19 protein-coding genes and 6 tRNA genes are annotated in these 22,446 nt (G+C 53.0%); 16 read left to right on the forward strand and 9 right to left on the reverse strand.

The genetic code is table 11. The annotated features are described in order from the left end of the window. Positions 1–159: 159 nt before the first annotated feature. A complete protein-coding gene (gene gltX / locus FDX14_RS18005; protein ID WP_038642458.1) occupies positions 160–1,575 on the forward strand; it encodes a glutamate--tRNA ligase in 1,416 nt (471 codons plus the stop codon). 55 nt (positions 1,576–1,630) lie between these two features. On the opposite strand, the gene FDX14_RS18010 is transcribed toward gltX, so the two are convergent. Together FDX14_RS18010 and FDX14_RS18015 are read right to left on the reverse strand one after the other, a co-directional pair. Further along, on the reverse strand, positions 1,631–2,023 hold the full coding sequence (locus FDX14_RS18010) for a MerR family transcriptional regulator (protein WP_042306962.1): 393 nt from the start codon (positions 2,021–2,023) through the stop codon (positions 1,631–1,633). A 1-nt stretch (position 2,024) separates the two neighbouring features. After that, positions 2,025–2,387 carry a YfeC-like transcriptional regulator gene (locus tag FDX14_RS18015; RefSeq protein ID WP_003028277.1) on the reverse strand — a complete coding sequence of 121 codons (363 nt, stop codon included), beginning with the start codon at positions 2,385–2,387 and terminating at the stop codon, positions 2,025–2,027. Between the two features lie 221 nt (positions 2,388–2,608). On the opposite strand from FDX14_RS18015, the gene FDX14_RS18020 reads away from it, so the two are divergent. The 6 genes from FDX14_RS18020 (at position 2,609) to FDX14_RS18045 (ending at position 3,274) form a co-directional block, all read left to right on the forward strand. Beyond that, a tRNA-Ala gene (locus FDX14_RS18020) sits at positions 2,609–2,684 on the forward strand. Between the two features lie 42 nt (positions 2,685–2,726). Then, positions 2,727–2,802 (forward strand) — tRNA-Ala (locus tag FDX14_RS18025). A 42-nt stretch (positions 2,803–2,844) separates the two neighbouring features. Then, positions 2,845–2,920, forward strand: a tRNA-Ala gene (locus FDX14_RS18030). A 42-nt stretch (positions 2,921–2,962) separates the two neighbouring features. Continuing rightward, positions 2,963–3,038 (forward strand) — tRNA-Ala (locus FDX14_RS18035). 42 nt (positions 3,039–3,080) lie between these two features. After that, positions 3,081–3,156: transfer RNA gene (locus tag FDX14_RS18040), tRNA-Ala, on the forward strand. Between the two features lie 42 nt (positions 3,157–3,198). Continuing rightward, positions 3,199–3,274: transfer RNA gene (locus FDX14_RS18045), tRNA-Ala, on the forward strand. 144 nt (positions 3,275–3,418) lie between these two features. Here the strand turns inward: FDX14_RS18045 and nupC are convergent. After that, entirely contained in the window at positions 3,419–4,621 is a 1,203-nt protein-coding gene (gene nupC, locus FDX14_RS18050) for a nucleoside permease NupC (protein WP_042306965.1), read from the reverse strand. Between the two features lie 273 nt (positions 4,622–4,894). Here nupC and FDX14_RS25760 point away from each other — a divergent pair, with 273 nt between their 5' ends. Together FDX14_RS25760 and FDX14_RS18055 are read left to right on the forward strand one after the other, a co-directional pair. Next, the gene (locus FDX14_RS25760; protein ID WP_420808581.1) at positions 4,895–4,969 is read left to right on the forward strand and encodes a hypothetical protein; all 75 of its coding nucleotides are present in this window, start codon (positions 4,895–4,897) and stop codon (positions 4,967–4,969) included. After that, positions 4,966–6,204, forward strand: a complete 1,239-nt coding sequence (locus FDX14_RS18055; RefSeq protein WP_137350003.1) for an Nramp family divalent metal transporter — start codon at positions 4,966–4,968, stop codon at positions 6,202–6,204. The genes FDX14_RS25760 and FDX14_RS18055 overlap by 4 nt, the downstream gene beginning before the upstream one ends. A gap of 32 nt (positions 6,205–6,236) precedes the next feature. Here FDX14_RS18055 and ypeC read toward each other — a convergent pair whose 3' ends face one another. Together ypeC and mgrA are read right to left on the reverse strand one after the other, a co-directional pair. Next, positions 6,237–6,563 carry a DUF2502 domain-containing protein YpeC gene (gene ypeC / locus FDX14_RS18060; RefSeq protein WP_003834889.1) on the reverse strand — a complete coding sequence of 109 codons (327 nt, stop codon included), beginning with the start codon at positions 6,561–6,563 and terminating at the stop codon, positions 6,237–6,239. Between the two features lie 137 nt (positions 6,564–6,700). Beyond that, positions 6,701–7,690, reverse strand: a complete 990-nt coding sequence (mgrA, locus tag FDX14_RS18065; protein WP_042306968.1) for an L-glyceraldehyde 3-phosphate reductase — start codon at positions 7,688–7,690, stop codon at positions 6,701–6,703. A gap of 184 nt (positions 7,691–7,874) precedes the next feature. On the opposite strand from mgrA, the gene FDX14_RS18070 reads away from it, so the two are divergent. Beyond that, the gene (locus FDX14_RS18070) at positions 7,875–9,527 is read left to right on the forward strand and encodes an alpha-keto acid decarboxylase family protein (RefSeq protein WP_137350004.1); all 1,653 of its coding nucleotides are present in this window, start codon (positions 7,875–7,877) and stop codon (positions 9,525–9,527) included. Here the strand turns inward: FDX14_RS18070 and FDX14_RS18075 are convergent, their stop codons facing one another. Then, positions 9,528–10,763, reverse strand: coding sequence for an ion channel protein (locus FDX14_RS18075; protein WP_137350005.1), 1,236 nt, complete (start codon positions 10,761–10,763; stop codon positions 9,528–9,530). 204 nt (positions 10,764–10,967) lie between these two features. Between FDX14_RS18075 and glk the strand changes: the two genes are divergently transcribed. The 6 genes from glk (at position 10,968) to ptsP (ending at position 18,381) form a co-directional block, all read left to right on the forward strand. After that, a complete protein-coding gene (gene glk, locus FDX14_RS18080) occupies positions 10,968–11,933 on the forward strand; it encodes a glucokinase (RefSeq protein ID WP_038642435.1) in 966 nt (321 codons plus the stop codon). Between the two features lie 191 nt (positions 11,934–12,124). Next, entirely contained in the window at positions 12,125–12,451 is a 327-nt protein-coding gene (locus FDX14_RS18085) for a PTS fructose transporter subunit IIB (RefSeq protein WP_003028254.1), read from the forward strand. Positions 12,452–12,471: 20 nt separating this feature from the next. After that, positions 12,472–13,719 carry a PTS fructose transporter subunit IIC gene (locus FDX14_RS18090; protein WP_137350006.1) on the forward strand — a complete coding sequence of 416 codons (1,248 nt, stop codon included), beginning with the start codon at positions 12,472–12,474 and terminating at the stop codon, positions 13,717–13,719. Between the two features lie 17 nt (positions 13,720–13,736). After that, complete coding sequence (gene ypdF, locus FDX14_RS18095; protein WP_137350007.1) at positions 13,737–14,822, forward strand: aminopeptidase; 1,086 nt, start codon at positions 13,737–13,739, stop codon at positions 14,820–14,822. Then, positions 14,822–15,862 carry an aminopeptidase gene (gene ypdE, locus FDX14_RS18100; protein WP_061382150.1) on the forward strand — a complete coding sequence of 347 codons (1,041 nt, stop codon included), beginning with the start codon at positions 14,822–14,824 and terminating at the stop codon, positions 15,860–15,862. Before ypdF ends, ypdE begins: the two co-directional genes overlap by 1 nt. Before the next feature lie 23 nt (positions 15,863–15,885). Further along, positions 15,886–18,381, forward strand: a complete 2,496-nt coding sequence (gene ptsP / locus FDX14_RS18105; RefSeq protein WP_042306976.1) for a phosphoenolpyruvate--protein phosphotransferase — start codon at positions 15,886–15,888, stop codon at positions 18,379–18,381. Positions 18,382–18,749: 368 nt separating this feature from the next. On the opposite strand, the gene FDX14_RS18115 is transcribed toward ptsP, so the two are convergent. From FDX14_RS18115 to FDX14_RS18125, 3 genes are read right to left on the reverse strand one after another with little or no spacing between them, the layout of a single operon-like run. Further along, a complete protein-coding gene (locus tag FDX14_RS18115; RefSeq protein WP_137350008.1) occupies positions 18,750–19,613 on the reverse strand; it encodes an AraC family transcriptional regulator in 864 nt (287 codons plus the stop codon). A gap of 15 nt (positions 19,614–19,628) precedes the next feature. Then, positions 19,629–20,363, reverse strand: a complete 735-nt coding sequence (locus tag FDX14_RS18120; RefSeq protein WP_042306983.1) for a LytR/AlgR family response regulator transcription factor — start codon at positions 20,361–20,363, stop codon at positions 19,629–19,631. 14 nt (positions 20,364–20,377) lie between these two features. Next, entirely contained in the window at positions 20,378–22,075 is a 1,698-nt protein-coding gene (locus tag FDX14_RS18125; RefSeq protein ID WP_071888159.1) for a sensor histidine kinase, read from the reverse strand. Positions 22,076–22,446: the final 371 nt, after the last annotated feature.

Here is a 22,446-nt window from a genome sequence, read left to right on the forward strand (position 1 = left end):
AAACAATCCATGCAGCATGATTTGTATACGAAAATGGCAAAGCGTGATGTTCCAACCCGATCAACATTGAGGAATCAGACCACAGTGATAGAATACGAGCCTGATAATCTTCCCTGGATTTGCCGGTTGTCGGCATCTTTATAAACGTAAGGCCATTTCATGAAAATCAAAACTCGCTTCGCGCCAAGCCCGACAGGTTACCTGCACGTCGGCGGTGCGCGTACTGCTCTTTATTCCTGGCTTTTTGCACGTAACCATGGCGGTGAGTTTGTGCTGCGTATTGAAGACACCGATCTCGAACGCTCCACGCCGGAAGCTATTGAAGCCATTATGGATGGTATGAACTGGCTGAATTTGGAATGGGATGAAGGCCCGTACTTCCAGACCAAACGTTTTGATCGCTACAACGCTGTTATTGATGAAATGCTGGAAGCAGGCACCGCATATAAGTGCTACTGCTCCAAAGAGCGCCTGGATGCGCTGCGCGAAGAGCAGATGGCGAACGGTGAGAAGCCGCGTTACGACGGCCGCTGCCGCCATGGTCATGAGCACCATGCCGCCGACGAGCCGTGCGTGGTGCGTTTTGCCAACCCGCAGGACGGTTCCGTTATTTTTGACGATCAGATCCGTGGGCCGATCGAATTCAGTAACCAGGAGCTGGACGATCTGATCATCCGCCGTACCGACGGTTCCCCGACCTACAACTTCTGTGTGGTGGTCGACGACTGGGATATGGAAATTACCCACGTTATTCGTGGCGAAGACCATATCAATAACACCCCGCGTCAGATCAACATCCTGAAAGCGCTGAACGCGCCGGTGCCGGTTTACGCGCACGTGTCGATGATCAACGGCGACGACGGTAAAAAACTCTCTAAACGTCACGGTGCGGTCAGCGTGATGCAGTACCGCGATGACGGCTACCTGCCGGAAGCGCTGCTGAACTATCTGGTACGCCTGGGCTGGTCCAGCGGCGATCAGGAAATCTTCACCCGTGAAGAGATGATTAAACTGTTCTCCCTCGGTGCGGTGAGCAAGTCTGCGAGCGCGTTCAACACTGAAAAACTGCAGTGGTTGAACCATCACTACATTAATGCGCTGGCGCCGGAATATGTGGCAACGCATCTGCAATGGCACATTGAGCAGGAAAATATCGATACCCGCGTTGGGCCTCAACTGTCTGAGCTGGTGAAACTGCTGGGCGAGCGTTGTAAGACTCTGAAAGAGATGGCGCAGAGCTGCCGCTACTTCTACGAAGACTTTGCTGAGTTCGATGCCGACGCGGCGAAGAAACACCTGCGTCCGGTTGCGCGTCAGCCTCTGGAAGTGGTTCGCGACAAACTGGCCGCCATTACCGAGTGGACGGCAGAAAACGTCCACCACGCGATTCAGGCAACCGCTGATGAGCTGGAAGTGGGCATGGGTAAAGTTGGGATGCCGCTGCGTGTCGCGGTAACCGGCGCGGGTCAGTCCCCGGCGTTAGACGTCACGGTGCATGCGATTGGCAAATCCCGCAGCGTTGAGCGTATTAACAAAGCGCTGGCGTTTATTGCAGAGCGTGAAAGTCAGCAGTAATTCAGGCTGATTGATGACACAACGGCAGGATGCACTCCTGCCGTTTTTTTATCCGTTATTCAGACTCATCAATCCCCAGACGGATAAGGAAATTACGAATCCCTTCGCGCGAGATATACATCGCCAGCTTTTCTTGTTCCGTTGGAGACATATTATCCAGCGCGCTAATTATCTGGCGGCAGGCATGGCTGCGCACTACATGGGTGTATTCTGCCAGCGGCTCTTCAGCCTGATAAACCTCAGGAACTTTGCGAAAAGCGGGAATGTTGAGCAGAAACGTGCGGACGCCGGAGTCGATATGAATAAGTCTTGCACGACCACCTTTAACACCGGGAAATTTTTCGGTGGTCCAGTTTTGTTCTCTGATCCAACGATTGACGGTTTGTTTGGCGACCCCAAGACATTCCGCTAGTTCTTCGGTCGTCATTTTGCTGCGTAATTTTTTCATATTATTTGTTATCGCGGATCCCTAAGCGTTGTAATAAACCCGTAATGCCTTCACGCAGGATCAGTGACGTAAACATTTTCTGTTCTGACGGTGTCATCTCTTTGGCGAGCCTAATCAGCAGAGCTTCAATAGAGGTATCGCCGGATAACGATAAGTTATCTGATAAACCTTCGGCTGAACGCTCGGCGCTGCGAATGTATTCACGAACTTGTTCGGTGACGTGAACCAGACGGGCTTTACCGCCCTGAACGCCTGGTTTTGGTGATGTAGCCCAACCTTCCTTGCGCACCCATTTATTGATGGTCTGTCGGCTGTATCCGGTCAGATTAGCAAGCTCTTCTGGCGTCATCCGTTCCTTGAACATAACGATTCCCTGAATAGTCGTGGGGTTAATTAGTGGTTCATTTTATAGCACCATTTTAGTAGAAACCGTGACGCGTTTAACTACTGAATGCGAGTTGTTACGCAATGTTCTTCATTTGACTGCTTTTTCAGCGATTGAATTCTATGAGCTAATTTTGCCGTTGACACACGCGAAGGGAATTCATATGATGCCGCCCGTCAACTCGACAAGCTTTACGTGACGGGGCTATAGCTCAGCTGGGAGAGCGCTTGCATGGCATGCAAGAGGTCAGCGGTTCGATCCCGCTTAGCTCCACCAAATTTAATCCCAATAAATTTGGTATGTACGTAAAAGCATCGTGGGGCTATAGCTCAGCTGGGAGAGCGCTTGCATGGCATGCAAGAGGTCAGCGGTTCGATCCCGCTTAGCTCCACCAAATTTAATCCCAATAAATTTGGTATGTACGTAAAAGCATCGTGGGGCTATAGCTCAGCTGGGAGAGCGCTTGCATGGCATGCAAGAGGTCAGCGGTTCGATCCCGCTTAGCTCCACCAAATTTAATCCCAATAAATTTGGTATGTACGTAAAAGCATCGTGGGGCTATAGCTCAGCTGGGAGAGCGCTTGCATGGCATGCAAGAGGTCAGCGGTTCGATCCCGCTTAGCTCCACCAAATTTAATCCCAATAAATTTGGTATGTACGTAAAAGCATCGTGGGGCTATAGCTCAGCTGGGAGAGCGCTTGCATGGCATGCAAGAGGTCAGCGGTTCGATCCCGCTTAGCTCCACCAAATTTAATCCCAATAAATTTGGTATGTACGTAAAAGCATCGTGGGGCTATAGCTCAGCTGGGAGAGCGCTTGCATGGCATGCAAGAGGTCAGCGGTTCGATCCCGCTTAGCTCCACCAAAATTTAAACCCCCGCTGTAAAGCGGGGGTTTTTTGTTTCTGCATCCTGCCAGTTCTCACCTTGTAACTCTTCGGTTTGCTGAATAGCAGGCATAAAAAAGCCGGGGAAATCCCCGGCTTTTTTACAACGATATTGTCTTACGCTTACAGCACCAGAGCTGCGATGGATGCAGACAGTACGCTCACCAGCGTAGAGCCGTATACCAGCTTCAGACCAAAGCGGGACACCACGTTACCTTGCTCTTCGTTCAGGCCTTTAATCGCGCCGGCGATAATCCCGATAGAAGAGAAGTTAGCGAAGGAGACCAGGAACACAGAGATGATGCCTTCGGCGCGTGGAGAGAGCGTAGAGGCGATTTTCTGCAGATCCATCATCGCGACGAATTCGTTAGAAACCAGTTTGGTTGCCATGATACTGCCCACCTGCAGCGCTTCGCTGGACGGCACACCCATCACCCATGCAACAGGGTAGAAGATGTAGCCCAGGATGCCCTGGAAGGAGATGCTGTAGCCAAACCAACCGGTTACGGTAGCGAACAGGGCGTTCAGGGCGGCGATCAGCGCGATGAAACCAATCAGCATGGCTGCAACGATAATGGCTACTTTGAAACCTGCCAGGATGTATTCACCCAGCATTTCGAAGAAGCTCTGACCTTCGTGCAGGTTAGACATCTGAATATTTTCTTCGCTGGCATCAACGGTGTAGGGGTTGATCAGCGACAGCACGATGAAGGTGCTGAACATGTTCAGAACCAGCGCAGCAACCACGTACTTCGGCTCCAGCATGGTCATATACGCGCCGACGATAGACATGGAAACGGTCGACATCGCCGTTGCAGCCATGGTGTACATACGGTTGCGGGACATTTTGCCGAGAATATCTTTATAGGCGATAAAGTTCTCGGACTGACCCAGGATCAGGGAGCTGACGGCGTTGAAGGATTCCAGCTTGCCCATACCGTTGACTTTGGATAACAGGAAACCAATCGCGCGAATGACAACCGGCAGAACGCGGATGTGCTGCAAAATACCGATCAGCGCGGAAATGAAGACGATCGGGCAAAGCACTTTCAGGAAGAAGAATGCCAGGCCTTTGTCGTTCATGCTGCCGAAGACAAAGTTTGTCCCTTCATTAGCAAAGCCGAGCAGTTTTTCAAACATCTCGGAGAAGCCTCTCACGAAGCCCAGACCGACATCAGAGTTCAGGAAGAACCATGCCAGTAACACTTCAATAACAAGCAGTTGAATAACATAACGAATGCGGATTTTTTTACGGTCACTGCTTACCAGCAGTGCGAGTACCGCAACCACGGCAAGGGCCAGGACAAAATGAAGAACGCGGTCCATATTTGCTCCAAATATGAGGCAGGTTTAGTTTTCGTGCACATTCTATGTAACAACCATAAAGAAAACGAGATCAAACACACACTATAATAAGGACCTGTGACGAGATTCAAAATTAGTGATCGGTGATACACTTCCGTTATGTTGAGTAGGGAAGTGAAAAGTTATGTCATTGTGCTAATCTCATAACAATAATTAAACATCTCACCGGTATTTCCAGAATCCTTATCGATCCATAGACAAACGCTATCAGAGAAATCAACTTCACCCATTAAAATGAATTTGATAATCATTCTCAATAAGCGTAGCTTGAAACATAGCAAAGGCTATGTTTCTGAGGCACTAAAATGACTAACGATCGCGTTGAGAGTAGCAGTGGACGGGCAGCGCGCAAGTTGAAGCTCGCATTAATGGGACCTGCGTTCATCGCGGCGATCGGCTATATCGATCCGGGTAACTTTGCCACCAATATCCAGGCAGGGGCCAGCTTTGGCTATAAACTGTTGTGGGTTGTGGTCTGGGCAAACCTGATGGCAATGCTGATTCAGGTGCTGTCGGCAAAACTGGGTATTGCCACGGGTAAAAACCTGGCGGAGCAAATTCGCGATCATTACCCTCGTCCGGTGGTGTGGTTTTACTGGGTGCAGGCTGAAATTATCGCCATGGCGACCGACCTTGCTGAGTTTATTGGCGCTGCGATTGGTTTCAAACTGATCCTGGGTGTTTCATTATTGCAGGGGGCCGTACTTACCGGTATCGCGACGTTTTTAATTCTGATGCTGCAGCGCCGCGGGCAAAAACCGCTGGAAAAAGTCATTGGCGGCTTGCTGTTGTTTGTGGCAGCGGCTTACATCGTGGAACTGGTCTTTTCCCAACCCAATCTGGCGCAGCTTAGCAAAGGGATGATTATTCCCAACCTGCCCAATTCTGAGGCTGTGTTCCTGGCTGCTGGCGTGCTTGGCGCGACCATCATGCCGCATGTGATCTATTTGCATTCTTCTTTAACCCAGCATCTGCACGGCGGAACGCGGCAACAACGCTATGCGGCCACGAAATGGGATGTGGCTATCGCCATGACGATTGCCGGATTTGTGAATCTGGCGATGATGGCGACAGCTGCCGCCGCATTTCATTTTAGCGGGCATACCGGTATCGCCGATCTCGATCAGGCGTACCTGACCCTTGAACCGCTGTTGAGCCACGCGGCGGCGACGGTGTTTGGTTTAAGCCTGGTGGCAGCGGGACTGTCTTCTACTGTGGTCGGCACGTTGGCGGGGCAGGTGGTGATGCAGGGGTTTATCCGCTTCCACATTCCGCTGTGGGTACGCCGTACTGTCACCATGATGCCATCATTTATTGTGATTCTGATGGGGCTGGATCCCACCCGTATTCTGGTGATGAGCCAGGTGTTGCTCAGTTTCGGGATTGCCCTTGCGTTGGTGCCGCTACTAATCTTTACCAGCAACGGCCCATTGATGGGGGATTTGGTTAACACCGCCTGGGTCAAATACATTGGCTGGATGATTGTGGTGTTAGTGGTCGCACTCAATATCTGGTTACTGGTGGGAACCGCGCTGGGTTTGTAAAAACAAAAGAGCCCGCAGGCTCTTTTGTTACATTAATGATGATGTTTGTGGCCGCGCCCGCGACCGCGATGGTCGTCACGGTCATTCCAGCCTTCGCGATAGCCGCGCTCATAAGCTTTACGTTTATCCCAGCCACGATGATAGCCGTTGTCATGACGCCACCAGCGGTTTTTGCGCCACTCATAGTTATGATGCCAGTAATCCCGGTCGCGCCAGCGGCCGCCATCCCAGTAGTTACCGTAATTATCGCGATCGCCAATTTGCAATTTTATTGATGGCAGCAGGGTGATTTCGCCAGCGTTCGCGGCCAGCGGGGTAAAAGCCAATAAGACTGCCGCCAGAATCAGTGACCTGAACATTTTTACTCTCCTTCACGATCGAGCCGTAGCCGGCCTGTTAACGTAATATTACGGGGCAGTAAAGCCCCGTTTCATCGCCTTAACTCTTAAATCGCGAGCGAGAGCACTTTTTGTTAATAAATGTGTCTTTATTTCAATCAGCTCAGAATGGCATCAATTTCCGCGCACTCTTCGGCAGAGAAATGACGGTTTGCCAGCATGCCAACGGCGTCTTCAATTTGCGCGGGTTTACTGGCGCCAATCAACACCGAGGTGACCTTGTCTTCCCGTAATACCCACGCGAGCGCCATCTGAGAAAGTTTTTGTCCCCGACGTTCTGCCAGCGCGTTCAGCGCACGGACCTTTTCCAGTTTTTGTGGCGTTAACTGGTCCGGGTTAAGAAAACGGCTGGAGCTTGCCGCGCGCGAGTCCGCAGGAATACCGTTCAGGTAGCGGTCGGTTAATTGCCCACCCGCCAGTGGCGAGAAGGCGATACTGCCAACCCCCTTTTCCTGTAATAGCGACAGCAGGCCACTTTCGACCCAACGTTCAAACAGGGAATATTTAGGCTGGTGGATAAGGCAGGGAGTGCCTAAATCGTCGAGTATTTCAATCGCCTGCCTGGCAAGCTCCGCCGGATAATTAGACAGTCCGACATATAGCGCTTTACCCTGACGGACAATATGATCCAGCGCGCGCATGGTTTCTCTGAGCGGCGTTTCAGGATCGGGCCGGTGGTGATAGAAGATATCAACATACTCCAGCCCCAGGCGTTTGAGGCTTTGATCGAGGCTGGCAATCAGGTATTTGCGTGATCCCCAGTCGCCGTAGGGCCCCTCCCACATGGTGTAACCAGCTTTGGTGGAGATGACCAGCTCGTCCCGCCACGGTAAAAAATCTTCCTGCAGAATGCGGCCAAAATTTCGCTCCGCTGAGCCCGGCGGTGGACCATAGTTATTCGCCAGGTCAAAATGATTAATTCCCAGATCGAATGCGCGCTGTAACAGAGCCCGACTGTTCTCTACCTGCGTGGCATCACCAAAATTATGCCACAAACCCAAAGAGACAATCGGGAGTTTGAGGCCGCTCTGGCCGCAGCGGCGATACTCCATTGTTTGATAGCGATTTTCATCAGCCTGATAAACCATGTAGCCTCCTGTCGGATAACGTGTGTCATTGAGTGTATACGTTTACATAAAGCAGGCGGCAATGAATTTTTAATCGGCAAAACTGTACATCTTGCTTTCCACCCCCTTCACTATGGTTTCTCTGGACAGTCAACACAGTTCTTCGATACTCAACATTGAGGTTACCGTCAGAAGGATAGCTGTCATGCAAACCCAATATTCCGTTGCTGATTATCTGCTGGACAGGCTGGCAGGCTGTGGCGTCGGCCACCTCTTTGGTGTGCCTGGTGATTATAATTTGCAGTTTCTTGACCATGTGATTGAACATCCCAGCATACGTTGGGTTGGGTGTGCGAACGAATTAAATGCGGCTTATGCCGCGGATGGCTATGCCAGGGTGGCAGGGGCAGGAGCATTGCTCACCACGTTTGGCGTGGGAGAGTTAAGTGCAATCAACGGTATCGCCGGAAGCTATGCGGAATATGTTCCTGTCTTACATGTTGTCGGCGCGCCCTGTCGCGGTGCGCAGCGTCGCGGGGAACTGATGCATCACACCCTTGGCGACGGTGACTTTCAGCATTTTTACCGTATGCAGCAGGCGGTAACGACGGCCAGCGCAGTGCTGGATGAACAAAACGCCTGTTATGAAATTGACCGTGTGCTGCGGGCGATGTTAACAGAGCGCAGGCCAGGCTACCTGATGTTGCCTGCTGATGTGGCCAAACAGCCCGCTACGCCGCCGAATGACATTCTGATTGTTCCTCTGAGCGAACCGGAAAGCAGCGTGGCAGAAGCGTTTCGCTATTATGCCCGCGAGCGGCTGTTGGACAGTCCGCGCGTAGCGCTGTTGGCCGACTTTCTCGCGCAGCGCTTTGGTTTACAGCCTGTTTTGCAGCGTTGGATGGCGGAAACGCCGATGGCCCACGCCACGCTGTTGATGGGGAAAGGGTTATTTGATGAGCGTCACCCGGCGTTTGTCGGTACGTACAGCGCCGGAGCCAGTAGCGATTATGTGCGCCAGGCGATTGAAGATGCCGATACGATTATTTGCGTCGGTACACAATTTGTCGACACCCTGACCGCTGGGTTTACGCAACGGTTACCAGCGGAGCGTACTATTGAAGTTCAGCCCCATGCGTCACGTGTTGGTACCCAATGGTTTAACGTTCCGATGGAACAGGCCGTCACTACGTTACGCGAGTTGTGTCTGGAGATGTCGTTTTCACTGCCGCCCGAACGTCCGCCAGTTAGGCGTATCCAGGTTGAGAAGGGGCTGCTGACCCAGGAAAATTTCTGGCCAACGGTGCAGCATTATCTGGCGCCGGATGACATCATCCTCGTCGACCAGGGAACGGCGGCATTTGGTGCGGCTGCGCTCTCGCTACCCAGCGGTGCGGAAGTCCTGGTCCAACCGCTGTGGGGTTCCATCGGCTACGCGCTCCCGGCGGCATTTGGCGCGCAAACAGCCTGCCCGGAGCGCCGGGTGATCCTGATTATTGGCGATGGCGCAGCGCAGCTCACTATCCAGGAACTGGGCTCTATGCTCAGAGATGGGCAATCACCGGTGATTTTACTGCTAAACAATGACGGCTATACCGTGGAGAGGGCTATTCACGGGGCAAATCAGCGCTATAACGACATCGCCGGATGGAACTGGACGCAGGTGCCGCAGGCGTTAAGTCATGAATGTCAGGCGGAATGCTGGCGAGTGAAGCAGGCGGTACAACTGGAGGAAGTGCTGGCCCGGCTGTCCCGTCCGCAACGGTTGTCATTAATTGAAGTAGTGCTACCGAAAGCGGATCTTCCTGAGTTATTGCGCACGGTGACCCGTGCGCTGGAATCTCGCAACGGAGGATAGCTACTCCTCGGGGCGGCTGGCGATCATCATTGGTTTTCCGGCCAATAACAGCCACGCAGGGAGCATAACGACGCAAAGCAGCGGTAGCAGAGTGGTGTCTGGCACCACGACTGCCGCCATAAACAGGCTCAGCCACGCGTCGCGGGTAACGACCAGCACCAGCCCGAGAATTGCGCAGGAGACCGTGATGGCTGCCGGAACGGCTTCAACATGGGCGTGCAGCATCAGACCCAGCGCGACGCCCACGAAGACCGCCGGAAAAATTCGCCCGCCGCGAAAACCGCTCGCTGCGGCGACCACCAATGCCGCCAGTTTGATCACGGCAAGCAGCAAATAATCTGATGTCCCCAGTGTCTGGCTAAACGCCATTTGCTGCATTTCATCCAGTCCCTTAAATAAGGTAAGCGGTCCGCCAATTACACCCAAAATACCGAGAATAAAACCACCAACCCCAAGGATCAGTACCGGGTGTTTAAGCCGATGCATCAATTGATGCAAGCGCGGTAGACACCAGACGGCCACCATGCCCGCGGCAATGGCGATAGCAGCAACGACCGCACCGCTGAGGATATCGATCAGATGCATTTGCGTATAGTGCGCTATGGGCAATGAAAAATGGGGATGAAAGAACAGGCTGGTGGTCAGTGAACCTGCGGCGGCGGCCATTAATGGCGCAAACAGGCGATCCCACAAAGGAACATCGTTCGAGCTATTCAGCGTTTGCGAAAACACCAACGCGGCGGCAACGGGAGTACCAAATAACGCCCCGATGGTGCCGGCAGAGGCGAGAATGGTCCAGTCCAGCTTAGCAATGCGCGGAAAGAGGCGACTGCCAAGCGCCACTGCGAGGGCGATATTCACGGTCATGATGGGATGTTCCGGCCCTAAACTGACGCCGCCCGCCAGACCGAGGATTAGCGCCGCCAGCAGGCCTGGCAGCGCCGAAACGGCCACCGGCATTCCGATTAACGGTTCACAAGCCGGATCCGGGCCGGCATGGCCCCGGCTGTAGCGGATGACAAGCCCGACCATCAGTCCGGTTAACGTGAGCATACCGATGATCCACAGCGGAGAGTCTTGGGCAATTCCGATGCTAATCGGCAGACGCTCCCATAAAAATTGCTGTAAAACGGAAGCGACTTTCATCACAACGATCAACACCAGGCTGGACGCTATGCCAATGATTATCGCGGGAGTTGATAGCAAGAGCATCGTTCTGGCTCGCGGATGGAGCATTTTCAATTCCTTCAAACAGAGTCATAGATATAGTTTGCACAGCCTGCGCGGCCGCATCGCTGCAAATGGTGCTGAAACGATAAAGTAATTGTGTGATCTGGATCGATTTTCTACGGGCATCAGCCTTCAGGCCGTTGTTGTTATGCCCCCATGAATTTACAGTGTGGCAAAGATTTATTCTGACTTTAGCGGAGCAGTGGAAGAATGACAAAATATGCTTTAGTAGGTGATGTTGGCGGCACCAACGCACGTCTTGCTCTGTGCGACATTGCCAGCGGCGAGATTTCGCAGGCAAAAACGTATTCCGGGCTGGATTACCCCAGTCTGGAGGCCGTGGTGCGCGTGTACCTGGATGAGCATAGCGTCAGCGTCGAAGATGGTTGCATTGCCATTGCCTGTCCGATCACCGGCGACTGGGTGGCAATGACCAACCATACCTGGGCATTCTCTATTGCGGAGATGAAAAAAAATCTGGGCTTTAGCCATCTGGAAATCATCAATGATTTCACCGCCGTGTCGATGGCAATCCCCATGCTGAAAAAAGAGCATTTGATCCAGTTTGGCGGCGCGGAACCTGTCGAAGGCAAACCGATTGCGGTGTATGGCGCGGGAACTGGCCTCGGCGTGGCGCATCTGGTGCATGTTGATAAACGCTGGGTAAGCCTGCCCGGTGAAGGCGGGCACGTGGATTTTGCGCCTAACAGCGAAGAAGAGGGGATTATCCTTGAGGTCCTGCGTGCGGAAATCGGTCATGTTTCTGCTGAGCGAGTGCTCTCAGGACCCGGACTGGTGAACCTGTATCGCGCCATCGTCAAATCAGACGGTCGCCTGCCGGAAAATCTGCAGCCGAAGGATATCACCGCCCGTGCGCTGGAAGATTCCTGTATCGACTGCCGCCGCGCGCTGTCGCTGTTCTGTGTGATTATGGGACGCTTTGGCGGCGATCTGGCGTTAACGCTGGGCACGTTTGGCGGCGTGTACATCGCTGGCGGGATCGTGCCGCGCTTCCTTGAATTCTTTAAAGCTTCCGGTTTCCGCGGTGGGTTTGAAGATAAAGGACGTTTTAAAGCTTACGTTCAGGATATTCCGGTGTATCTGATTGTGCATGATAATCCGGGTCTGCTTGGCTCCGGCGCACATCTGCGCCAGACGCTGGGGCATATTCTTTAATTCCTCAATCACTCCCCCGCATAACCGCGTAAATCACGCGGTTTTTTTATGCCTGCCGCCCAGCTTTCCGACCTTCGTCACACTTCCTGATTACTGGATTATATGTCCAGTAAAAGCATTATTTGTCTGATAACGGTCGCTACTTGCCTCGGACCATAATTTCTCTCGTTAACTATTACGAGGAAATGAATATGAGCAAAAAATTAATTGCTGTCTGTGCGTGTCCGATGGGGCTGGCTCACACCTTTATGGCGGCGCAGGCTCTGGAAGAAGCGGCGGTTGAAGCCGGTTATGAAGTGAAAATCGAAACTCAGGGCGCTGACGGAATTCAAAATCGTCTGACGGCGCAGGATATTGCTGAGGCGACGTTAATCATCCATTCAGTTGCCGTAACTCCGGAAGATAACGAGCGTTTTGAGTCGCGTGATGTCTACGAAATTACGCTACAGGACGCGATAAAAAATGCGGCCGGCATCATTAAAGAGATCGAAGAGATGGTTGCCGCTGAACAACAATAATCATCGACAGGGAACTACGTATGGCCATTAAAAAACGCAGTGCAACCGTTGTGCCTGGCGCATCTGGTGCGGCAGCGGCAATAAAAAATCCACCGGTCTCCCGCAACAGCTTCTGGGGCGAACTTCCGCAACATGTGATGTCGGGTATTTCACGCATGGTGCCGACGTTAATTATGGGCGGGGTAATTCTCGCCTTCTCGCAACTGATCGCTTATAGCTGGCTCGATATTCATGCTGACACTGGCATCATGGATGCGCTGAACAGCGGAAAATTTACCGGTTTTAATCTCTCATTATTGAAGTTTGCCTGGCTGTCGCAATCTTTTGGCGGCGTGCTGTTTGGTTTTGCTATTCCGATGTTTGCCGCGTTCGTTGCCAACTCCATCGGCGGCAAGCTGGCGTTTCCGGCGGGGTTCATCGGTGGGCTGATGTCTACTCAGCCTACGCAGCTGCTGAATTTTGACCCATCAACGCTGCAATGGGTAACCAGTGCACCCGTACCCTCTACCTTTATTGGCGCGCTAATTATCTCGATTGTTGCCGGGTATCTGGTGAAATGGATGAACCAAAAAATCCAGCTCCCTGATTTCCTGCTGGCGTTCAAGACCACCTTTTTGCTGCCCATTCTCTCTGCCATTTTCGTCATGCTGGCGATGTATTACGTGATCACGCCGTTTGGCGGCTGGATCAACGGCGGCATCCGTACTCTGCTGACTGCAGCAGGAGAGAAAGGCACGCTGATGTATGCGATGGGGATTTCCGCGGCCACAGCGATTGACCTCGGCGGGCCGATTAATAAAGCCGCTGGATTTGTCGCCTTCAGCTTTACCACCGATCACGTTCTGCCGGTCACCGCGCGCTCTATTGCGATTGTTATTCCGCCGATTGGCCTCGGGCTGGCAACGCTGCTTGACCGCCGCTTAACGGGTAAGCGTCTGTTCAGCGCCCAGCTCTACCCGCAGGGAAAAACGGCAATGTTCCTCGCATTTATGGGCATCAGCGAAGGGGCTATCCCGTTTGCGCTGGAAAGCCCCATCACGGCAATTCCCTCCTACATGGTTGGCGCCATTGTCGGATCGACGGCTGCCGTCTGGCTGGGTGCGGTGCAATGGTTCCCTGAGTCGGCGATCTGGGCATGGCCGCTGGTGACCAATCTCGGTGTCTATATGGCAGGGATCCTGTTAGGTGCGGTGATTACCGCGCTGATGGTGGTGTTCCTGCGTCATCTGATGTACCGCAAAGGCAAATTGCTGATCGAAAGCCTCTGATCAAAAGGATTGTAACCATGAGCTTACTTGCCTCGCTGCGTGACTGGCTGACAGCGCAACATCTCGATGCGATGCTGCTGTCATCGCGACAGAATAAACAGCCGCATATGGGGATCTCCAGCAGTTCAGGGTTTGTGTTTATCAGCCATGAAAGCGCGCATATCCTGGTCGATGCCCGTTACTACACCGATGTCGACACGCGTACCCAGGGCTACCAGATCCATCTCCTTGATGGAACACAGACGCTGTATTCACGGGTGAATCACATCATTGCTGACGAAAAGCTGCAGACGGTGGGGTTCGAAGGCGAGCAGGTAAGCTGGGAAACGGCAAAGACATGGGCAGACAAACTGCATGGAAGACTGGTGAGCGCCTTGCCGGACGTGCTTCGGCAGGTGAAAACGGCCCAGGAAATAGCCTGTATCCGTGAAGCCTGTCGGATTGCCGACCTCAGCGCTGAGCACATACGGCGTTTTATTAAACCTGGTCTGCGTGAGCGCGAGATTGCCGCCGAACTGGAGTGGTACATGCGTACGCTCGGCGCAGATAAAGCCTCTTTTGACACCATTGTCGCCAGCGGCTGGCGCGGGGCGCTGCCGCACGGCAAAGCCAGCGACAAGCGTGTCGAGGCGGGTGAGTTCATTACGCTGGATTTTGGCGCACAGTATCAGGGGTATTGTTCGGATATGACGCGAACGTTTCGCATACCCGACGCCAACCAATCTGCAGAAGAAAGCGCACTATTTTCGATTTATCAGGTTGTTCTGGAAGCGCAACTGGCGGCGGTGGCGGCAATTCGACCCGGTGTACGTTGCCATGAGGTGGACGCCGCCGCCAGGCAAGTTATTACGCAGGCGGGCTATGGTAATGAGTTTGGTCACAATACCGGACACGCTATCGGCATTGAGGTCCATGAAAACCCACGTTTTTCGCCCACCGATTCGACACCTTTGGTGGCGGGAATGCTGCTCACCGTTGAGCCAGGTATTTATCTGCCGGGGCAGGGCGGAGTACGTATTGAGGACGTGGTACTGGTTACGCCAGACGGCGGCGAGGTGCTCTACACCATGGCGAAAACATTGTTACACACGGGAGAGGCGTGATGGACTTATCGCTACTGAAGGCGCTGAGCGAGGCTGATGCGATCGCCTCCTCAGAACAGGAGGTGCGGCAGATCTTGCTCGAAGAAGCAGATCGTCTGCACAAAGAAGTGCGCTTCGATGGGTTAGGATCGGTGTTGATCCGCCTGAATGAATCAACCGGTCCGAAGGTAATGATCTGTGCGCATATGGATGAAGTGGGATTTATTGTGCGCAGTGTCTCCAGTGACGGGGCGATCGATGTCTTGCCGGTGGGAAATGTGCGTATGGCGGCCAGACAGTTGCAGCCGGTGCGAATTACCACTCGCGAAGAGAGCAAAATCCCGGGCCTGCTCGACGGAGATCGCAGTGGCAATGAGGTGAATGCGCTACGGGTGGATATTGGCGCACGGTCTTATGACGAAGTACTTCAGGCCGGCGTGCACCCAGGCGATCGCGTTACCTTTGACACGACTTTTCAGGTTTTGCCGCACCAACGCGTCATGGGCAAAGCCTTTGATGACCGGCTTGGATGTTATTTGCTGGTCGCGCTGCTGCGCGAATGGCATGGCGCCGATCTCCCTTGCGAGGTGTGGCTGGTAGCCAGTTCCAGTGAGGAAGTTGGACTGCGCGGAGGGCAAACGGCCGCGCGTGCAGTTGCCCCCGATGTGGCGATCGTGCTGGACACCGCCTGCTGGGCGAAAAATTTTGATTGTGGCGCGGCCAACCACCGACAGCTCGGCAAAGGCCCGATGCTGGTGCTGAGCGATAAATCGCTGATTGCGCCGCCAAAGCTGACGGCATGGATTGAAAGTGTGGCCGCTGACGCGGGTATACCGTTACAGCTCGATATGTTCAGTAATGGCGGCACCGATGGCGGGGCTGTACACGTCAGCGGAACGGGGATCCCGACGGTTGTTATGGGGCCAGCCACGCGGCATGGGCACTGTGCTGCATCGATTGCCGACTGTCGTGACATCATCCAGACGCAGCAGTTGCTGTCGGCACTTATTTCACATCTTACGTGCGAAACCGTGGCTCATCTGACGGACTTCAGGTGCTGATTTCGCGCTAATCAGGAGTTGTTATGCTAACGATTCAATTTCTTTGCCCGTTACCCAATGGCCTGCATGCGCGTCCAGCATGGGAGCTGAAAGAGCAGTGCAGCCAGTGGCAAAGTGAGGTGATGTTTTTCAACCATCGTCAAAACGCCAAAGCGGATGCGAAAAGCTCGCTGGCGCTGATTGGCACCGGGACGCTGTTTAACGACAGCTGTAGCTTAACCATCACCGGTCATGATGAAGAACAGGCCAGACGGGCGCTGGAGGAGTACATTCAGCAGCGGTTTATCGACAGCGACAGCGTTCAGCCTGGGGCGGCGGAACTGGCGGCGCATCCGTTGCCGCGTTCGCTGATTCGGCTCAACCCGGATTTGCTGTATGGCACCGTGCTGGCAGGCGGCGTGGGGGCAGGTCAGCTCACGCTGTGGCAGAGTGATAATCTGGAGAGCTATCGCGCGATTGCGGCGAGTGCGGAAGACAACGCCAGGCTGGAGCACAGTCTGGCGACGCTGGCGGAGCTGCTCAATCAGCAACTCCGCCAGCGCGATGGTGAGAGTAAAACCATTCTCAGCGCGCATCTGTCTCTGATTCAGGACGATGAGTTCGCCGGGAATATTCGCCGATTAATGCTCGAGCAGCATCTGGGGTTAGGGGCGGCGATTATCACCAATATGGAACAAGTATGCGATAAGCTGTCGGCTTCCGGCAGCGATTATTTGCGCGAACGCGTCAGCGACATCCGTGATATCAGCGAACAATTGTTGCACATTACCTGGCCTGAAAAGCGGCCACGCCATGCGCTGGTGCTGGAAAAACCAACGATTCTGGTTGCTGAAGATCTGACGCCCAGTCAGTTTTTGAGCCTCGATTTGCAGCATCTGTCAGGCATGATCCTTGAGAAAACAGGGCGCACCTCGCATACGCTGATCCTCGCTCGGGCGTCGGCAATTCCGGTGCTTAGCGGCTTGCCGCTGGACGCGATTAGCCGCTATGCCGGGCAACCCGCGGTACTGGATGCCCGATGTGGCGTCCTGGCCATTAATCCAAACGAGGCGGTTCGCGGCTACTACGCGATTGCGCAGAAGCTGGCTGATGAATGCCAGCGTCGGCAAGCCCTTGACGCCGCCCAGCCCGCGTTAACCAAAGATAATCAACGAATTGACGTTGCAGCGAATATTGGCACCGCGCTGGAAGCGCCGGGGGCGTTTGCCAATGGCGCGGAAGGGATTGGGTTGTTTCGCACAGAAATGCTGTTTATGGATCGCGACAGTGCTCCCGACGAGCAGGAACAGTTTGAAGCCTACCAACAGGTGTTGTTGGCTGCGGGCGACAAGCCGGTTATCTTTCGCACGATGGACATTGGCGGCGATAAGAACATCCGTTATCTCAATATTCCGCAAGAAGAAAATCCGTTCCTGGGCTATCGCGCGGTGCGGATTTATCCCGAATTTGCCGGGCTGTTTCGCACGCAGTTGCGCGCCATTTTACGCGCGGCCACCTTCGGTAATGCGCAGTTGATGATCCCGATGGTGCACAGCCTCGACCAGATTTTATGGGTAAAAAGCGAATTGCAAAAAGCGCTGGTGGAGCTGAAAGCGGAGGGTTTACGTCATGCTCCGACAATTTCATTGGGGATTATGGTTGAAGTACCGTCGGTGTGTTACATCATCGACCACTTCTGTGACGAGGTGGATTTCTTCAGCATTGGTTCAAATGACATGACCCAGTATCTGTACGCTGTCGATCGTAATAATCCTCGCGTGTCGCCGCTATATAACCCGATTACGCCCTCGTTCTTGCGGATGTTGCAGCAGATTGTCCTCGTGGCGCACGAACGCGGTAAATGGGTAGGCATTTGCGGTGAACTGGGCGGGGAAAGTCGTTACCTACCGTTGCTGTTGGGCTTAGGGCTTGACGAGTTAAGTATGAGCAGCCCACGGATCCCGGCGGTGAAAAGTCAGCTTCGTCAACTGGACGGCCAGGCGTGTCGCGAACTCGCTATGCAGGCCTGCGAGTGTCGCAGTGCTCAGGAGATAGAAGATTTGCTGAAGCAGTTTGCACCGCAGAAAGACGTGCGCCCGCTACTGGCGCTGGAGAATATTTTTGTTGGCGAGCCTCTTGCCAACAAAGAGCAGGTGATCCAGTTCTTATGTGGCAATCTTGGGGTAAATGGACGCACCGAACATCCGTTTGAGCTGGAGGAAGATGTCTGGCAGCGCGAAGAGATAGTGACTACTGCCGTTGGTTTCGGGGTTGCTATCCCACATACTAAATCCCAGTGGATCAACCATTCCAGTATCAGCATTGCCCGGCTTGCTCAGCCGATAGACTGGCAGTCCGAAATGGGCGATGTTGAGCTGGTGATCATGCTAACGCTGGGGGCTGATGAAGGCATTAACCACGTGAAGGTCTTCTCGCAGCTGGCGCGTAAGCTGGTGAACAAGCAGTTCCGCCAGTCGTTGTTTGCCGCTACCGATGCCGAAAGTATTCTGGCGTTGCTGCAGGCGGAACTGACGTTTTAAACGCCACTGTGAGGAGCGTTTTCCAGCCTACGGTAATGGGATTGCAGGCTGGGCAAAACGGTTTTACAAGAAGAATTATTAATCTGCGGTGTGTTGAATCGGCAGTTTCCCGGCCCTTAACAGTATCATCTCTTGTTTGCAGAGCAGTACTACCGCCTGGCGACCTTTTACGCGTCGGGCGGTGAGCGCTCTTTTTACGGTCCGACGATCCGCACCTGATTCCAGCATCTGAAGACACATCAGGGAAAGTGCACGTCTGTTTTTCATCGAATATTCACTTTGTTGAGTAAGCCTGCACGTTATGCGCGAAAGGGCATTATTTTACAACGATACAAGTGGATATGACTAACTCGTTGGTATTGCCTCAATCAACGTGCTGACTGAAAACGGGCGCCGTACTCGCCCGGCGTCAGGCCAAACTGACGGCGGAACAGGCGGCAAAAATAATCACTGTCCTGATACCCGCAACGCTGTGCGACTTCGCTAATCGACAAATGATATTTCTGTAAGATAATGCGCGCCTTCGCCATTCTCACCCACCGCAAATACTCAACAAATCCCATGGTGCCATGCTGGGTAAATACTTTTGATAAGTGATTCGGTGTGATATTAAAAAACTGCGCTACGTTTTCCCGGTTCAGCGGCTGGGCATAGTTGTCCTGGACCCAATTACATATGCTGTGATAGAGAAATTCAGAGCGCGGGCGCGCTATATCAGGCCGGGTGTTTACCACGCTGCGGCACAGGTGCAGCAGACTCAGCACCAGCGGCTGAATAATATCCTGGGCCTGTGGTGAGCGGCTTAAATGGGTTAATGCGGTAAGCATCGCCTCGCCTTCACCGCGCTGCGGATGCGGTAACTCAATGCGACGTACGGGACGTAGCAGCGATGCGGTTCGGTTGTCATAAAAAGAGAGGCCCAGCCAGGCCGGTGAAAATACCAGGCTCAAGAGCATCACCGGTTTATCGCTGCCTGGTAAATTCGCCGCTTTCGCCGGGATGAACAGCATGTCGCCTTCCGCCAGGCTGTGCTGCTGTTTTTCCAGTTGGTTGCTGTACTCTCCGCGCAACACGATATCCAGGCGGGGCAGGTCAATACATAAACTGCCGGTCGGTAATGTGGCTAGTTGCCTGGCGAACCATACGCGCCCCAGACGCTGCGGGTTTAACACCAGGCCGCTGAACAGATCGGCGAAAAACTGTTGGTCGGCGGGCAGGCCTGGCTCTTTCATTGCTCTTTCTCTGCGCTATAAGTGCATTAACTGTCTGAACTCTTTCACTTTACTCCGACTCACCGGGATTTCAAACTCCAGGTCTTTTAAGCGCAGAATGTAGGTGTTGTTAAACCAGGGTTCGATCTCGCGAATTTTATTCAAATTCACACAGAATGAGCGGTGGCAGCGGAAGAAATGCGCAGCAGGCAGCTTGCTGCAAAACTCGGTGATGTTCATGGGCATCACATACGACTCGCGCCGGGTATAGACGAAGGTCATCTTTTCATGGGCTTCAGCGTAGTAGATGTCGTTGATCGGGGTTACGATGATCCGCTCATCTTTGATCAGGTTGATCGTATCGTTTTCACGGGGCGCTGGGCCAGATGGTGAGGTTCCCGCTTGCTGCTGTTGCCAGGCGGCCTCCAGCTTTTGCAGCATGCCGACAATGCGCGATTCCTGATACGGTTTCAAAATATAGTCAAAGGCCTCCAGTTCGAAAGCTTCAACAGCGTGCTCTTTCCATGCGGTAATAAACACAATAAAGGGCTTATGCGCGAACTGGCTGATGTTTTGCGCCAACAGTACACCATCCAGCGAGGGAATATTGATATCCAGAAAAATAGCGTCAACGCGGTTGTGCTGGAGATATTTCAGCACGTCAAGACCGTCGTCAAATGTACCGACAATCTCCATCTGGCTGTGCTCTTTTATCAGCCAGCTTAGTTCCTGTTGGGCCAGGAATTCATCTTCGACAATGATGACTTTCACGACTTCACTCCTGGTTAAAGCAATAATGTGGCCGGTGCGGCTGCGGGCGAGTGCTGATTAGGCACATAAAAGGCAATCTCTGTGCCCGGCTCCAGACGGCGGATCAGTAATCCTTCGCCATAGAGCAGCTTAACGCGATGATGGACATTCAACAGACCGATTTTATTCCCCGGCATTTCATTGGATTCGACCCGTTCAATCACTTTCGGATCGATACCATGACCGGTATCCCGCACGGCAATCCGTACCCGGTTCCCGCACTCTGCAACGCTGATGGTGACCACGCCTTTCCCTTTGCAGGGTTGAATACCATGGACGATGGCGTTCTCAACAAGCGGCTGAATCAGCAGGCTGGGAATATAACAGCTTACCTCTTCATCAATATCATAAATAACCGTCAGCTTGTCGCCAAAACGGGCCTGTTCGATGGCGATGTAATCTTTGATTTGATACAGCTCTTTCTTGATGTCGATCTGCTCATCATCTTTTAATTCAATATTATAGCGAAGATAGCGCGACAAATTAAAAATGAGCTGACGCGCAGTGTCCGGGTTAAGCCGCACCGACGAGGAAATAGCGTTCAGGGCGTTAAACAGGAAATGGGGATTTATTTTACTCTGCAGTGCTCTTAGCTCTGCCTTATTTGCCATTTCGCGTAACTGTTCCGCCCGAGAAACCTCAAGCTGAGTCGAGATAATCTGCGACAGGCCGATGGCCATTTCCTGCAATGAGGAGGTGATCTGGTGAGCGTGACAGTAGTAGATTTTTAGCGTGCCGGTAACAACGCCTTTCTCCCACAGCGGGATCACCAGCATGGAGTGTATTTCCGGTGTCCGATGCGCTTCATCATTGTTTTTTATGATGATTTTACCGTAATTGATCGCCTGTCGCGTGGTAGGGCTGACGAAATCATCGTTATCGCGGTAATTCAGTTCACCCACGCCAACGTAGGCCAGAACGTGCTGAGTATTGGTAATAGCGACGGCATCAGCATGAATATCATGGCGAATAATCTCGCATACCTGGCGGAGCGACTCGCTGTTGACGTGACGGAAAAGCGGCAGGGTTTTGTTGGCGATATCCAGCGCCAGCTTGGCCTGCTTCGCGGCGCTGGCTTCTTTCTCACCTTCCACGCTTTGAACCAGCATAACGATAAAGCCAATACAGACGCTGCCCAGGATCATTGGGATACCGATTTTCGAGACGATATCCAGCCCCAGCGCGGTCGTAGGCGCCCAGGCAACGACGAGGATCATGGTCAGGGATTCGCACAGCATTCCGCCTAAAATACCTGCGCGCCAGTGTTGCGCTTTGGGGATCTTACGGTTGATCCACCCGGCAATGCAGCCTGCCAGAATACTGGTAATAAAGCAGGGTAGGGCGGTGACGCCGCCAATATCAATCAGGTAGCGGTGGGTGCCGGCGATGAGCCCCGTAATGATGCCGACCCACGGACCGAACAGAATTCCCCCTGACATGACCGCGATAATACGTACGTTAACCAGTGAGCCTTCAACCGGTACGCCGGACCAGGTACTGAACAGGGCAAACATCGAGAAAATCGCGGTGACGGCGAGCAACTCTTTCGGGGAGTGAGCTGACTTGTGCAACAGTTCGCGAAACAGGCGGATACGAATCAGGAAAAACAGACAAAACAGCATCAGCGCTGCCCGGTCAAATACCGCCAGCAGCATATTAAATATTTCGTGCACGGGTGACTCTTGCGCAGGGGTTAAACCTCTATGATAGGCAACCTGAGTCTGGATGACCAGCGCCCGCTCAGCCTGCGGCTAATGAGGAAAAACCTTAATATTAAAAGGGGATTGTTGCATTGTTGTTGTATTTACAATACCTGTCTTCTAAGCGCAAAGATCAAGGTAATGTTTTTCACAACAAAATGTTAAATGATGGTAATTTTTGGCTGTGTGTGAAATTGAATATTTCCTCATTTTGTTTGCCTGTTCCTCATTTGTGTCGAAAAAAAATATTTTGTATTGCCTCTCGACAGAAGGAAATTATTCAGGCTATTTTCTAAACGTGCCACCATCGTGGCAGCGTCGCTCGGACGGTCCGGGCGCTAACG

This window comes from Citrobacter sp. wls710 (assembly GCF_005281115.1).
GTDB classification, from domain to species: Bacteria; Pseudomonadota; Gammaproteobacteria; order Enterobacterales; family Enterobacteriaceae; genus Citrobacter; species Citrobacter werkmanii.